Source organism: Mycobacterium sp. shizuoka-1 (genome assembly GCF_002723835.1).
Taxonomy (GTDB): Bacteria; Actinomycetota; Actinomycetes; order Mycobacteriales; family Mycobacteriaceae; genus Mycobacterium.
In genome coordinates this window covers 141,586-154,808 of record NZ_BEWG01000055.1, presented here as the reverse complement: position 1 = coordinate 154,808, position 13,223 = coordinate 141,586, and the positions used below count along the sequence as shown (strand labels likewise).

The 13,223-nt window shown below is 67.5% G+C and carries 15 protein-coding genes; 2 read left to right on the top strand and 13 right to left on the bottom strand.

What is annotated here, in order from left to right; translation table 11 throughout:
* Positions 1-82: 82 nt before the first annotated feature.
* From MSZK_RS16770 to MSZK_RS16745, 6 genes are all read right to left on the bottom strand, one after another.
* Positions 83-373 (bottom strand): hypothetical protein, encoded by a 291-nt coding sequence (locus MSZK_RS16770; protein ID WP_099249708.1) that lies wholly within the window; start codon positions 371-373, stop codon positions 83-85.
* Between the two features lie 118 nt (positions 374-491).
* Positions 492-1,682 carry an elongation factor Tu gene (gene tuf, locus MSZK_RS16765; RefSeq protein WP_099249706.1) on the bottom strand — a complete coding sequence of 397 codons (1,191 nt, stop codon included), beginning with the start codon at positions 1,680-1,682 and terminating at the stop codon, positions 492-494.
* Positions 1,683-1,773: 91 nt separating this feature from the next.
* On the bottom strand, positions 1,774-3,876 hold the full coding sequence (gene fusA, locus MSZK_RS16760; protein ID WP_099249703.1) for an elongation factor G: 2,103 nt from the start codon (positions 3,874-3,876) through the stop codon (positions 1,774-1,776).
* Positions 3,877-3,958: 82 nt separating this feature from the next.
* Positions 3,959-4,429 (bottom strand): 30S ribosomal protein S7, encoded by a 471-nt coding sequence (rpsG, locus tag MSZK_RS16755; RefSeq protein ID WP_003881868.1) that lies wholly within the window; start codon positions 4,427-4,429, stop codon positions 3,959-3,961.
* The gene (gene rpsL / locus MSZK_RS16750; RefSeq protein ID WP_007167812.1) at positions 4,429-4,803 is read right to left on the bottom strand and encodes a 30S ribosomal protein S12; all 375 of its coding nucleotides are present in this window, start codon (positions 4,801-4,803) and stop codon (positions 4,429-4,431) included. Before rpsL ends, rpsG begins: the two co-directional genes overlap by 1 nt.
* Positions 4,804-5,123: 320 nt before the next feature.
* Entirely contained in the window at positions 5,124-5,669 is a 546-nt protein-coding gene (locus tag MSZK_RS16745; protein WP_199203370.1) for a TetR-like C-terminal domain-containing protein, read from the bottom strand.
* A gap of 302 nt (positions 5,670-5,971) precedes the next feature.
* On the opposite strand from MSZK_RS16745, the gene MSZK_RS16740 reads away from it, so the two are divergent.
* A complete protein-coding gene (locus MSZK_RS16740; protein WP_099249701.1) occupies positions 5,972-6,370 on the top strand; it encodes a DUF3060 domain-containing protein in 399 nt (132 codons plus the stop codon).
* Positions 6,371-6,403: 33 nt separating this feature from the next.
* On the opposite strand, the gene MSZK_RS16735 is transcribed toward MSZK_RS16740, so the two are convergent.
* From MSZK_RS16735 to MSZK_RS16720, 4 genes are read right to left on the bottom strand one after another with little or no spacing between them, the layout of a single operon-like run.
* The gene (locus tag MSZK_RS16735) at positions 6,404-7,234 is read right to left on the bottom strand and encodes a crotonase/enoyl-CoA hydratase family protein (RefSeq protein ID WP_099249698.1); all 831 of its coding nucleotides are present in this window, start codon (positions 7,232-7,234) and stop codon (positions 6,404-6,406) included.
* Positions 7,231-7,944: a PaaX family transcriptional regulator C-terminal domain-containing protein gene (locus MSZK_RS16730; RefSeq protein WP_099249757.1), complete on the bottom strand. Its 714-nt coding sequence runs from the start codon at positions 7,942-7,944 to the stop codon at positions 7,231-7,233. Before MSZK_RS16730 ends, MSZK_RS16735 begins: the two co-directional genes overlap by 4 nt.
* A gap of 23 nt (positions 7,945-7,967) precedes the next feature.
* Positions 7,968-8,876, bottom strand: a complete 909-nt coding sequence (locus MSZK_RS16725; RefSeq protein WP_099249696.1) for a crotonase/enoyl-CoA hydratase family protein — start codon at positions 8,874-8,876, stop codon at positions 7,968-7,970.
* Complete coding sequence (locus tag MSZK_RS16720) at positions 8,873-10,501, bottom strand: acyl-CoA dehydrogenase family protein (RefSeq protein WP_099249694.1); 1,629 nt, start codon at positions 10,499-10,501, stop codon at positions 8,873-8,875. The genes MSZK_RS16725 and MSZK_RS16720 overlap by 4 nt, the downstream gene beginning before the upstream one ends.
* A 62-nt stretch (positions 10,502-10,563) precedes the next feature.
* Between MSZK_RS16720 and MSZK_RS16715 the strand changes: the two genes are divergently transcribed.
* Positions 10,564-10,899, top strand: coding sequence for a cupin domain-containing protein (locus MSZK_RS16715; protein WP_099249691.1), 336 nt, complete (start codon positions 10,564-10,566; stop codon positions 10,897-10,899).
* On the opposite strand, the gene MSZK_RS16710 is transcribed toward MSZK_RS16715, so the two are convergent.
* Genes MSZK_RS16710 through MSZK_RS16700 form a run of 3 tightly spaced genes read right to left on the bottom strand, consistent with a single transcriptional unit; the run spans position 10,896 to position 13,172 of the window.
* Entirely contained in the window at positions 10,896-11,735 is an 840-nt protein-coding gene (locus tag MSZK_RS16710) for a PHB depolymerase family esterase (protein WP_371411348.1), read from the bottom strand. The genes MSZK_RS16715 and MSZK_RS16710 overlap by 4 nt on opposite strands.
* Before the next feature lie 3 nt (positions 11,736-11,738).
* On the bottom strand, positions 11,739-12,491 hold the full coding sequence (locus MSZK_RS16705; RefSeq protein ID WP_099249688.1) for a deoxyribonuclease IV: 753 nt from the start codon (positions 12,489-12,491) through the stop codon (positions 11,739-11,741).
* 33 nt (positions 12,492-12,524) lie between these two features.
* Positions 12,525-13,172, bottom strand: coding sequence for a dihydrofolate reductase family protein (locus MSZK_RS16700; RefSeq protein ID WP_099249686.1), 648 nt, complete (start codon positions 13,170-13,172; stop codon positions 12,525-12,527).
* Positions 13,173-13,223: the final 51 nt, after the last annotated feature.

Sequence of the window (13,223 nt, the reverse complement as noted above, 5' to 3'; positions counted from 1 at the left end):
GTGTTTGGTAACCACACCGATACCGGAGGTCCTCACCTACTTCCGCTCACCACGCCGTTCACAACCTGTCTGGGAGTTACAGCTAGGGCGCCTGCAAGAGCCGGTCGAGGGCGGGCAGTTGCGGGGTCAGGTGCGACACGAACCCGTCCACAGCCGTCGGCGGCGCCGGTTCCCCCGCGATCGCGGTCGCGGTGGGGGCCGTCGTCGTCGCCGCCGGCTGAACACGCGCCATCGGAGGCGGATGCGGGGTGCGGACACTGGCCGCACTGACCATCAGCACCGACACCACGAGTGCGGACAGTACGACCACCAGCGCAGCGCCACCGATCAGGATCGACGGCGGGTACGCCCTCGGCTGGAAATCCTCGTCCATTTACCCTCGCCCCCGCGCTGAGTTGCCGAAGCCTAGCACCGCGGCTGCGGGCAGAAAACGAAAACGGCGCCCACCCCGAAGGGTGAGCGCCGCTTGCGCAGTGCTTGGTTGGATCAGATCACTTGATGATCTTGGTGACCCGGCCGGCGCCGACGGTGCGGCCACCTTCACGGATCGCGAACCGCAGGCCCTCGTCCATGGCCACGGGCTGGATCAGCTTGACGGAGATGTCGGTGTTGTCACCGGGCATCACCATCTCGGTGCCCTCGGGCAGCGTCACGACGCCGGTCACGTCCGTGGTGCGGAAGTAGAACTGCGGACGGTAGTTGTTGAAGAACGGCGTGTGCCGACCGCCCTCGTCCTTGGACAGGATGTAGACGCTGCCCTCGAACTCGGTGTGCGGGGTGGTGGTGCCGGGCTTCACGACGACCTGGCCGCGCTCGACATCCTCACGCTTCACACCACGAACCAGCAGACCGACGTTGTCGCCGGCCTGGCCCTGGTCGAGCAGCTTGCGGAACATCTCCACACCGGTGACCGTGGTCTTGGTGGTGGTGGGGCGGATGCCGACGATCTCGACTTCCTCGTTCACGTTGATCACGCCGCGCTCGACACGACCGGTGACCACGGTGCCGCGGCCGGTGATCGTGAAGACGTCCTCGACGGGCATCAGGAACGGCTTGTCGGTGTCGCGGACCGGGTCCGGGATCGACTCGTCGACAGCGTCCATCAGGTCCTCGACGGACTTGACCCAGGTCGGGTCACCCTCGAGAGCCTTCAGCGCGGACACCTTGATGACCGGGGCTTCCTCGTCGAACTCCTGGGCGGCCAGCAGTTCGCGGACCTCCATCTCGACGAGCTCGAGGAGCTCCTCGTCGTCGACCATGTCGGCCTTGTTCAGCGCCACCAGGATGTAGGGGACGCCGACCTGGCGAGCGAGCAGCACGTGCTCGCGGGTCTGCGGCATCGGACCGTCGGTGGCGGCGACCACCAGGATCGCGCCGTCCATCTGGGCGGCACCGGTGATCATGTTCTTGATGTAGTCAGCGTGGCCGGGAGCGTCGACGTGCGCGTAGTGACGCTTCTCGGTCTGGTACTCCACGTGGGAGATGTTGATGGTGATACCGCGCTGACGCTCCTCGGGCGCATTGTCGATCTGGTCGAATGCGCGCGACTCGTTCAAATCGGGGTACTTGTCGTGCAGCACCTTGGTGATAGCTGCCGTCAGCGTGGTCTTGCCGTGGTCAACGTGACCGATGGTCCCGATGTTGACGTGCGGCTTCGTCCGCTCGAACTTCGCCTTCGCCACTTCTGTGTCCTCCTGGACTTGTTATTGCTTGGGTTAAGCAGATGTGCTGGAAATAAACTGTTTTCAGTTGTGGTCCGCCAAGCCGGCGAGCTTACTGGCCCGTCGCCTTCGCGATGATCTCCTTCGACACGTTCGCCGGAACTTCGGCGTAGGAGTCGAACACCATGGAGTAGTTTGCCCGACCCTGCGTCTTCGACCGGAGGTCGCCGACGTAGCCGAACATCTCCGACAGCGGCACCTGCGCCTTGACGACGCGCGCACCGCTGCGCTCCTCCATGGCCTGGATCTGACCACGGCGGGAGTTCAGGTCGCCGATCACATCACCCATGTAGTCCTCGGGTGTGGTGACCTCGACGGCCATGATCGGTTCCAGGATGACCGGCTGCGCCATCGCGGCCGCCTTCTTCAGCACCTGGGAACCGGCGATCTTGAAGGCCATTTCCGACGAGTCGACGTCGTGGTATGCGCCGTCGAGCAGTGTGACCTTCAGGTTCACCAGCGGGTAGCCCGCGAGCACGCCGTACTGCATGGCGTCCTGGGCGCCGGCATCCACCGACGGGATGTACTCACGCGGGATGCGGCCACCGGTGACCTTGTTCTCGAACTCGTAGGTCGCGCCGTCCTCGCCGACGAACGGATCGAGGTCGATGAGCACCTTCGCGAACTGACCCGAGCCACCGGTCTGCTTCTTGTGGGTGAACTCGACGTTCTTGGCCGGCCGCTTGATGGTCTCCTTGTAGGCGACCTGCGGCTTGCCGACGTTGGCCTCGACCTTGAACTCGCGACGCATGCGGTCCACCAGGATGTCCAGGTGAAGCTCGCCCATCCCGCCGATGACGGTCTGGCCGGTCTCCTGATCCAGGTGCACCTTGAAGGTCGGATCCTCCTCGGCGAGCTTCTGGATCGAGAGGCTCAGCTTCTCCTGGTCGCTCTTGGTCTTGGGCTCGATGGCCACCTCGATGACCGGATCCGGGAACGTCATCGACTCCAGCACGACCTGATCGTTCGGATCGCACAGGGTGTCGCCGGTGGTGGTGTCCTTGAGCCCGATCACCGCGTAGATGTGACCGGCCGACGCGGTCTCCACCGGGTTCTCCTTGTTGGAGTGCATCTGGAACAGCTTGCCCAGCCGTTCCTTCTTGCCCTTGGTGGCGTTGATGACCTGAGCGCCGGAGTCGACCTTGCCCGAGTACACCCGGACGTAGGTGAGCTTGCCGAAGAACGGGTGCGTGGCGACCTTGAAGGCCAGCCCGGAGAACGGCTCGTCGGTCGACGGCTTACGGGTGACCTCGACGTCTTCCTTGCCGGGGGCATGCCCGACGGCCGGCGGCACGTCCAGCGGCGACGGCAGGTAGTCGATGACCGCGTCCAGCATCGGCTGCACGCCCTTGTTCTTGAACGCGCTGCCGCACAACACCGGGTACGCCTGCGAGCTGATGGTCAGCTTGCGGATCGCGCCCTTGATCTCGTCGATGGTGAGTTCCTCGCCACCGAAGTACTTCTCCAGCAGCGCCTCGTCGGTCTCGGCGACGGCCTCGAGCAGCTTGGTGCGATACTCGTCGGCCTTCTCCTGCAGATCGGCCGGGATGTCGACGACGTCGTACTTCTCGCCCAGCTTGGCCTCGGCGCTCCACACCTTGGCCTTCATCTCGACCAGGTCGACGACGCCGGCGAAGTCACCTTCGGAGCCGATCGGGATCTGGATCGGGATGACGTTGGCGCCGAGGCGGTCTTCCATCGTCTTCACCGAGAAGTAGAAGTCCGCGCCGATCTTGTCCATCTTGTTGACGAAGCAGATGCGCGGGACGTCGTACTTGTCGGCCTGCCGCCAGACCTGCTCGGACTGCGGCTCCACGCCCTCTTTGCCGTCGAACACCGCAACAGCACCGTCGAGCACGCGCAGCGAACGCTCCACCTCGACGGTGAAGTCGACGTGGCCCGGGGTGTCGATGATGTTGATCTGGTTGCCGTTCCAGAAGCAGGTGGTAGCGGCCGAGGTGATGGTGATACCCCGCTCCTGCTCCTGCTCCATCCAGTCCATCGTGGCGGCACCGTCGTGCACCTCACCGATCTTGTAGCTGATACCGGTGTAGTAGAGGATGCGCTCGGTCGTCGTCGTCTTGCCGGCATCGATGTGCGCCATGATGCCGATGTTGCGGACCTTGTTCAGGTCAGTCAGCACGTCCTGTGCCACGGCTAAATTCCCACTCTTTCGCTTATCGATTCGGTGTGTTTGATCGCCGCCGGCCTCGACACTGTGGCCGGGGCGCTTGCCATCACCAGCGGTAGTGCGCGAAGGCCCGGTTCGCCTCGGCCATCTTGTGGGTGTCCTCACGCCGCTTGACGGCGGCACCCAGCCCATTGCTGGCGTCGAGGATCTCGTTCGCCAGCCGCTCGATCATGGTCTTCTCCCGGCGCGCCTTCGAGAAGCTCACCAGCCAGCGCAGCGCCAGCGTGGTGGAGCGATCGGGGCGGACCTCGACGGGGACCTGGTAGGTGGCGCCACCGACGCGTCGGCTGCGCACCTCGAGGGCGGGCTTGACGTTGTCGAGAGCGCGCTTGAGGGTGACCACCGGATCGGTGCCGGTCTTGTCACGAGCCTGTTCGAGCGCACCGTAAACAATGCGTTCGGCCAGGGATTTCTTCCCGTCCAGCAACACCTTGTTGACGAGCTGGGTGACCAGCTGCGACCCGTAGACCGGGTCGTTGACGAGAGGACGCTTGGGAGCGGGGCCCTTGCGCGGCATCAGCTCTTCTCCTTCTTCGCGCCGTAACGGCTACGGGCCTGCTTGCGGTTCTTGACACCCTGGGTGTCGAGCGAACCGCGGATGATCTTGTAACGGACGCCGGGCAGATCCTTCACACGACCGCCGCGCACCAGCACCATCGAGTGCTCCTGCAGGTTGTGACCCTCGCCGGGGATGTAGGCGGTGACCTCGACCTGGCTGGTCAGCTTGACGCGGGCGACCTTGCGAAGCGCCGAGTTCGGCTTCTTCGGCGTCGTGGTGTACACGCGAGTGCACACGCCACGGCGCTGCGGGCTGCCCTTGAGGGCCGCGGTCTTCACCTTGGCGATCTTGTCGCGGCGACCCTTGCGGACCAGCTGCTGAATGGTTGGCATCTACCGGCTTTCTATCTCTCGTCCGTCTTTCGGCGGTTTTCAAGTCTCTGTACTGCAGTTTTCACCCCGCCGCGTACCCCGCTGCCGGGCGTGTCGCACGCACCGCGCACCAGATCGTTCCGATGCATACTGGACATGCGAATTGGCCCGGCGTGCGCGCATGCGTCCCCGCTTGCGCCCCTTTCGGCCAGGCACGAGCTTCTACGATACCAGGCGGGGCACGCCCCTCCAAACTCGGTGGATGGCGCCTTACTGCAGGTCAACGCGCGAATGATGGTGCCGGTTCCCGACAGCACCGATATTCGGGTGACCGATATGGGTCAGCCGTCCACTTCGTTGCGCCGCGCCATCCCGGCCGCCAGCCGCAGGACCATGTCGGAGAACACCGCGTCGGTATCCACCATGTTCATCACGCCCGTCATCTCCAGCAGGACGAACCCGTGGATCGCCGCCCAGAACTCCAGCGAGGCATAGAACGCACCGTCACCGTCCAGGCCGTACGACGCCAGCACCTCGATGACCGGCGCAGCCGCAGCGTGTGACGCGGCGGTGAACTCGGGGTCGTCACCACCGAGCGGCATCCGGGTGAACGCCGAATATCGGCCCGGATGATGGTGGGCGTAACTGCGGTAGGCGCTCGCCATCGCTGTCACGGCATCGTCGCGGGTGCGGCCCTGCCCGGCTGCCGACAGCATTCGCAGGATGTCGTCGACCACGTGCATGCGCACGGTCCGGCGCAGGTCTTCCAGGCTGTGCACGTGGTTGTACAGCGACGGGCCCTTGGTGCCGAGCTGGGTGGCCAGCGCGTTGATGGTCAGCCCGTCCCAGCCTTCACGGTCCAGGAAGGTCAGCGCGGCGTTGACGATGACGTCCCGGCTGAGTTTCGCCGACCTCGCCGACGACCGGCTGCCGGGGCGCGACCGACCCCCGCAGAGTCCGGTTCCGGCTCAGATGTCATCGATGCGCCCCCAATTGTTGGATCGACGGAGAACTCTAGTTGAACGCGCGACCGGCACGTGCGTTCCGCCGCAGGTCGGACCGAATCAGCGGGCGGGAGATCACCACATCCGAGTCGTGCGACGGCCCAACCAGGGCTCGTCCCACACCGGAATCGCCGATAACGTCGTCATCGACAGTGTCGTACCGGACTGACAAGGAAGTACCACCGATGCACTCCCCCACCCTGATCGCCGGGATCGGCCTGCTCGCCACCCTCGCCCTGGCCGGCTGCGGATCCACCAGCAAGGAGACCAACTCCCCGACGGCCACCGCCGGTCAGTCGGGCGCCCAGGTCGAAGTGGGCAACACCATCAACTACGGCTCGTTCGGCACCACCGCCGAGATCGACTGCGCCGACGGCAAGTCGCTCAACGTCGGCGGCTCGAACAACACCCTCACGGTCAAGGGGTCCTGCGCATCGGTGAACATCGGCGGCGCGGACAACAAGATCACCTTCGACAAGATCGACAAGGAACTCTCGGTCGTCGGCCTGAACAACACGATCACCTACAAGGGCGACCCGACCGTGAACAACCTCGGCTCGGGCAACACGCTCAACAAGAGCTGATCGAGACGGCGGCCCGCCGCGGACGGTTGCAGATCAGGCCTGCTGCCCGTGCCGCCCGGCACCCTTGGCGAACCGCTGCGCCCCGGCCAGCGATTCGGCGGCCACCCGCGACAGGCTGGCGAATTCGAAGTCCATCGCCTCGGCCTCGGAATGCCCCCACTGATGCAGCGCGGACAGCCGATCCGAGCGCAGACAGAGCTGCGGCAGCGCCGCGAGTTCGGCCGCCAGGTCCTCGGCGGCCTGGCGTGCCTGCCCGCTGGGCACCACCCGGTTGGCCAGACCGATGGCCAGCGCCTCGTCGGCGTCGACGGCTCGGCCGGTCAGGATCAGATCCATCGCCCGGCTCTGCCCGATGATCCGCGGCAGCCGCACGGTGCCGCCGTCGATCAGAGGCACACCCCAGCGCCGGCAGAACACCCCGAACACCGCGTCCTGTTCGGCCACCCTCAGGTCACACCACAGCGCCAGCTCCAGACCGCCGGCCACGGCGTACCCGCTCACCGCCGCGATGACGGGTTTGGACAGTGTCATACGGCTCGGACCCATCGGGCCCGGAGCCGCTGGGCCGGCGACATCGGACCCAGTCCGAGGGCGATGGGTGGGGTTGGTGTCGGGCGTGCCGATCGCCTTGAGATCGGCACCGGCACAGAAGGTTCCGTTGGCTCCCCAGAGCACGGCCACCGAGGCCGACTCGTCGCGGTCGAACTCTTCGAACGCGTGAAACAGCGCCATCGCGGTCGGGCCGTCGACGGCATTGCGGGCGTGCGGGCGATCCAGGATCACCGTCGTCACCGGCCCGTTGCGTTCGACCCGCACCGGTGCCGATTCCCCGGTCGCTTCGCCCCTGCGGTCCGGACCGCTCATGTCGCCTCCACCAGTCGTGCTTGGTCCCGCCGCGCGCCCAGTTCGGCGGCGAAGTCTGCATAGGCCCGGCGAAGGTCGGCGCCCGGCCAGCGGGCCGGCAGCAGATCCTTCGGCAACACCGGATCGGTGAGCACGTGGCGCACGATCGCGGCGGCGGCGCGAAACCGCCCGGGAACGTCACGGGCGGCGGCCATCTCGGCCAGCAGCCGGTCACCGGTGCCCGCCCACGCCGGCAGGTCCCACAACTGCCCGGTCAGTTCGGCAGGATCATCGTCCCGAGCCGTCAGCATCCGCACCCGTTCGGCGACCTCGGCGGGCAGCTCGTCGTCGAGGTTTGCCGGGCGCATCCACACGCCTTCGCGCAGTTCGCCGAACCGCTTGACCTGCAGGGTGTTTCGTAATGCCGCGCGGGCCCGGGCGTCCATGCCCACCGCGGTGATCACCAGCGTGAGCCAGCTGCCGTCCCAGTCCCGGGTGCGCGGGTAGAGCGCGTCGTCCTGACGGCGCTGCCGGTCGAGCAGACGGTCGGACAGCCGGTAACCGTCGTCCGAGCGGACCAGGTCACCGGCGGCCACCATCCGGGTCAGCGCAACTCGGAGGGTCTGCTCGCGGATGCCGAAATCCGACGTCAGGTGCACCAGCTCCGCCGAAGTGGCCCACGCCGGGTGCGCACCGAGCAGGACGCTGAGCACCACCGACCGGGCAGTCATCTTCGACAGCGACGGGGCCACCCTCACACCCCTGAGGCGCTTCGCCCGTAGTCGCCGAACGGTTCGTCGCGATGCCGGACCGCCTCGCGGAATCCCTGGGCGCGGGCGTCGGCCACGAACGCGTGCCCCTCCGGGGTATGCCGGGCGATCCCATCGAACACGGTGCTGACCATTCGACTGGTCGCCACACCCTGCTGGTAGAGCGCCGCGTTCATCGCCAGCTTCACCATGATCAGCTGGTTGACCGGCACCGCCGCAATGCGCTCGACGAGCCGCTCGGTGCGCTCGTCGAGATCGGCCGGCTCGGGCGCCTCGACCGCCAGACCCCACTCGGCGGCTTGGGCGCCGGTGATGCAATCCCCGGTCAGCAGAAGGCGTTTGGCCCGCTGGTCGCCCAGCCGGTGCGCCCACAGGCCCGCCGCGGGCACCCCCCACACGCGGGTGGGCGGGTAGCCGATCTTGGCGTCGGCGGCGGCGATCACCTGATCGGCATGCAGCGCGATGTCGGTGCCGCCGGCCACGCAGTAGCCGTGGATCTTCACCACGGTCGGCTTGTCGGCGTGCATCAGGCTGGCGAAGCCGCGCACGAACCGGCTCATCATCTGGTAGTCGATCATCGGATCCCACGGCCGGTCCGGCCGGTGGTTGACCGCCTGCGTCCTGCCGTCCAGTACGGTGCCCTGATACCCGTCGCCGCCCGGACGGGAAGAGCCGTCGGCGTACGCGCTCAGATCGAATCCTGCGCAGAAGCCCTCGCCGCGCCCGGACACCAGGATCACGTGCACGTTCGGATCCAGATCGGCCCGCTCGACCAGCGCGGCCAATTCCAGCGGCGTGTCCGCGACGATCGCATTGCCTTTTTCCGGGCGGTTGAAGGTGATCCGAGCGACCCGATCGGTGACCTCATAGGTCATCGTCTTGAGTTCGGTCATCCCTTCACCAGGCAACGCTCGATGATCGGGGCGAGATCCAGCCCGGTCGGGAGCGTGCCGAATGCCCCACCCCAATTGCCGGCCATCCGGGTGGCCAGGAACGCTTCCGCGACGGCGGGATGGCCATGGCGGACCAGCAGCGAACCCTGCAACGCCAGCGCGATGTCCTCGGCGACCTTGCGGGCGCGATACTCGACGGCGTCGAAGTCTCCGAGCTCTGAACGCAGTTCGGCCACGTGGGCGTCGAGCCGGACATCCTGGCCCGTGGTGGCCGCGAGCTCGTCGAACAGGACGTCGACGCAGTCGGGGCGGGTTGCCATGGCGCGCAGCGTGTCCAGCGCGCTCACATTGCCCGATCCTTCCCAGATCCCCATCAAGGGCGCCTCCCGGTACAGCCGCGGCATACCGGACTCCTCGGCATAGCCGTTGCCGCCCAGGCATTCCATCGCCTCGCCCGCGTGCGGCGTCGCGCGCTTGCACACCCAGTACTTCGCCGCGGCCAGGCCGATCCGGCGCAGCAGCGTCTCCCGCTCGTCACCGCGGACCGCAGCGTCGGTGGCCCCGGCCATCCGCATGGCGAGCATGGTCGCCGCCTCGGCCTCGACCGCGAGGTCGGCGATCACGTTACGCATCAGCGGTTGGTCGATCAGGTAGGCGCCGAACGCCTTTCGATGCTGGGCATGGTGCACGGCTCGCGTCAGTCCACTGCGCATGCTGGTGGCGCTGCCCAGCGTGCAGTCCAGCCGGGTGAGGTTGACCATCTCGATGATGGTGGGCACCCCACGACCCTCTTCGCCGACCAGCCAGGCGGTAGCGCCGTCGTACTCGACCTCGCTGGAGGCGTTGGCGTGATTGCCGAGCTTGTCCTTCAAGCGCTGCAGGAACATTCGGTTGCGGGTGCCGTCCGGCAGCACCCGCGGCAGCATGAAGCAGCTCAGCCCGCCGGGCGCCTGCGCCAGCACCAGAAAGATGTCGCTCATCGCCGCGGAGGTGAACCACTTGTGGCCGGTGAGGCGGTAGCTGCCGTCGCCGTTGGGAATGGCGGCGGTGGTGCCCGCCCGCACGTCAGATCCACCCTGCTTCTCGGTCATCGACATGCCCGCCGTGATGCCGGCCTTGGTGGCCGGCACCTTCAACTCGGGGTCGTAGTGGCGGCTGGTCAGCAGCGGCTCGTAAACCTTGGCGAGGTCGGGATTGTGGCGCAGCGCGGGTACGACGGCATACGTCATCGAGATCGGGCAGACGTGGCCGGGCTCTGCGGTCCACACCCCCATCTTGGCCGCGCGCACCACGTGCGCACCGGGCCGGTCGTCGGCCCACGGGGCGGCGTGCACGCCGTGGCCGATCGCCACGCGCATCAGCTCGTGATAAGCGGGGTCGTATTCGATCTCGTCCACGCGGTAGCCGTAGCGATCGTGGGTGTGCAGGATCGGCTGGTTGCGGTCGGCCAGGTCGCCCCAGCGTTGCGCCTGGGCGCTGCCCGAGATCGCACCGAGTTCGGTCACCTCCTCGAGGCCCCACTGCCCGCCCTCGCGGATAAGGGCCTCGATCAGCACCGGCGAACTCGCCGGATTGTGGTCCACCAGCGGCGGAACCTGATTGGTGACGACATGCGTGTCCGACATGACATCACTATTACACTTTCTCGACATCTGTACAAGATCCGTAATATGGCAATCTTGGTGAGGTGAACCCGAACTCTGTCGTCCACGCCGCCTCGCTCTGGCTCGAGCACGAGCCCGTGCCCGCCGACCAGACCGTCACCGGCGACCCGCACACCGGGATCGCCGAACTCGCCGAGTTCGGCGGGCTGCAGGTGGGCGTCTGGGAGATGACGCCCGGGGTGATGCGCGACGTCGAGGCCGAGGAACTGTTCGTGGTGCTCTCCGGCGCGGCCACCGTCGAGTTCGACGACGGCAGTCCGGGATTGACCCTCGGCGCCGGTGACGTGGTGCGCCTGGCGAAAGGGTCGCGCACCGTGTGGACGGTCACCGAAACGCTGCGGAAGATCTACCTGACCTAGCCGGCCGGCCGCGGGTGCGCGGCGAAGAAGTCCCACATCCGCCCGGTGGCGAACGACGGCCAGTCGTGGCCGCCTCCGGCCACCGTGATCAGCTCGACCCCCCGACCCTGCGCGCAGCTCGCCGCCGAGGTCGTCAGATCGCCGTCGGTCGTCGTCACCGGGGGCCGGCACCGATCCACCGTGCGCCAGAAGGCGTTGATCTCCGGCGTCGTCGGGGTGGCCACGGTCACCGCCGTCCCGGGCCGGCCGTCGTAGCGGACCAGCCGGTCCCCGGTGCCGTGGATGTGCAGCACCGAGGTGGGCCGCGGCGCCGGGCACGGCTCGAGTTGGGTGGCCGCATCAGGTCCGATGGCGGCGAAAATGTCGGTGTGGCACGCCAATTTGTAGGCCATGACCCCGCCGTTGCTGATCCCGGCGGCGTAGATCCGCGCCGCGTCGATGCCCACGTGGGCGGTGATGTCGGCGACGGCGGCGGTGAGGAACGCGACGTCGTCGACGCCCTCGCGACTCGCCCGGCCGCAGCAGCCTCCCCCGTTCCAGGACCGGCCCACGCCGTCCGGATAGGCGACCACGAACTTCGCGGCGTCGGCTTGCTGATTCCAGCCATAATCGCGTTCGGCCTGCTGCGCGCTGCCGGTCCAGCCGTGCATCATCAGCACCAGCGGCGCAGCGGGCGGCAGACCGTCGGGCATGTACAGCCGGTAGTGGCGGTCCAGACCGCCGACGTCGATGGTGTGCACGCTGGCACCCGGGGTGAATGCTCCGACCACCACTGCCGATGAGCCGCAGGCGGACACGAGCAGGACGGCCAGCAGCGCGACGCGGCGGCCCCTCACGCGCTATCCCAGGTGGTCGCGCAGGAAGGCGATGTCGTCCTTGCGGCCCTCGTCGGCCGTCTCACAGATCACCGGCGCATCGGCAGCCTGGACCACCGCCACCAGCAATTGCGGATCGATCTGCCCGGTACCGAAATTCGCGTGCCGGTCGGCGCCGGATCCCTTGGCATCGCGGGAATCGTTGCAGTGCACCAGGTCGATCCGTCCGGTGATGGCCTTGATGCGCTCGACGGCGTCGAGCAACTCCTCACCCGCCGCCCACGCATGGCAGGTGTCGAGACAGAACCCGATGCCGGTGTCGGCGATGCGCTCCCACAGCCGGGCGATGGTGTCGAAGTGGCGCGCCATCGCATGGTCGCCGCCCGCGGTGTTCTCCAGATAGACCGGCACGTCGGTTTCCAGCGCCGCCAGCGCCTTCACCCAGCGCTCGAAGCCGGCCGCCATGTCCTTGTCGTCGGCGTGGCCACCGTGCACGATCACCGCGGTCGCGCCGATCTCGGCGGCGGCATCGCAGGTGTCCTGCAGAATCTTGCGCGACGGGATCCGCACCCGGTTGTTGGCCGACGCCACGTTGATCAGGTACGGGGCGTGCACGTAGAGCGGGATCGGCGATGCCTTCAGGGTGTCGGCGTCGTCGCGCGGAGCGGGCTTCTTCCAGCTCTGCGGATTGCCCAGGAAGAACTGCACCACCTCGGCACCATCGGCCGCCGCGGCGGACAGCGGATCGTCGGTGTGGACATGGGAACCGATCAGCACGAGGTCGAGTCTAGGCGGGGGCACCGACCGCCGTCAGCGCCGCCAGAACAGGTGGTGCGTGACGCCGCTGGGGCTGGGCACCACCTCGTGGTGGAACCGGTCGTCGAGATCCGCCGGAGACTCCCACAGGCGTGACCCGGCGCCGATCTCGACGTCGGCGACCGCGACATGCAGGGTGTCGACCAGCCCCGCGTCGAGGAACTGCCGAACCGTGCTCGCACCGCCGCCCAGCCGCACGTCCTTGCCCGCCGCGGCCGCCTTGGCCTGCTCCAGGACAGCGGCCGGATCCCCGGCCACGAAATGAAACGTGGTGTCCGACAACGTCAGCGACGGCCGCTCGTGATGCGTCATGACGAACACCGGGGTGTGGAACGGCGGCTCCTCGCCCCACCAGCCCTGCCACTCGGGATGGTCTTCCCAGGGCCCGCGGTGGGGGCTGAACTTGTTGCGGCCCATGATCTCCGCACCGATGTTGTTGGTGAAATCGCGGGTGAAGTAGTCGTCGAGGCCGCGGGTACCGCCGGGTTCGCGGCGGCCCACCCAGCTGGCGGTCGCGCCGACCCAGGCGAACAGGGCCGGCTGGTCGGCATCGCCGAACGGACGCTCCAAGCATTGGCCCCGCCCCGCCCCGAACCCGTCGCGGGACAGCATGAAGTTGTGCACTCTGAGCAGTTGGGTCATAACGGTTAGACCCCGGTGGTCCACTGAACTCATCGCACCGGCGGGGGGGGG

Excerpts from the sequence above, each read along its gene's own strand:
- MSZK_RS16720 (WP_099249694.1), bottom strand. The coding sequence starts at position 10,501 with ATGTCGGACACGCATGTCGTCACCAATCAGGTTCCGCCGCTGGTGGAC.
- MSZK_RS16770 (WP_099249708.1), bottom strand. The coding sequence starts at position 373 with ATGGACGAGGATTTCCAGCCGAGGGCGTACCCGCCGTCGATCCTGATC.
- rpsL (WP_007167812.1), bottom strand. The coding sequence starts at position 4,803 with ATGCCAACCATTCAGCAGCTGGTCCGCAAGGGTCGCCGCGACAAGATC.
- MSZK_RS16725 (WP_099249696.1), bottom strand. The coding sequence starts at position 8,876 with ATGACCGAACTCAAGACGATGACCTATGAGGTCACCGATCGGGTCGCT.
- MSZK_RS16735 (WP_099249698.1), bottom strand. The coding sequence starts at position 7,234 with ATGAGCGGTCCGGACCGCAGGGGCGAAGCGACCGGGGAATCGGCACCG.
- MSZK_RS16730 (WP_099249757.1), bottom strand. The coding sequence starts at position 7,944 with ATGACTGCCCGGTCGGTGGTGCTCAGCGTCCTGCTCGGTGCGCACCCG.
- rpsG (WP_003881868.1), bottom strand. The coding sequence starts at position 4,429 with ATGCCGCGCAAGGGCCCCGCTCCCAAGCGTCCTCTCGTCAACGACCCG.
- MSZK_RS16740 (WP_099249701.1), top strand. The coding sequence starts at position 5,972 with ATGCACTCCCCCACCCTGATCGCCGGGATCGGCCTGCTCGCCACCCTC.
- MSZK_RS16700 (WP_099249686.1), bottom strand. The coding sequence starts at position 13,172 with ATGACCCAACTGCTCAGAGTGCACAACTTCATGCTGTCCCGCGACGGG.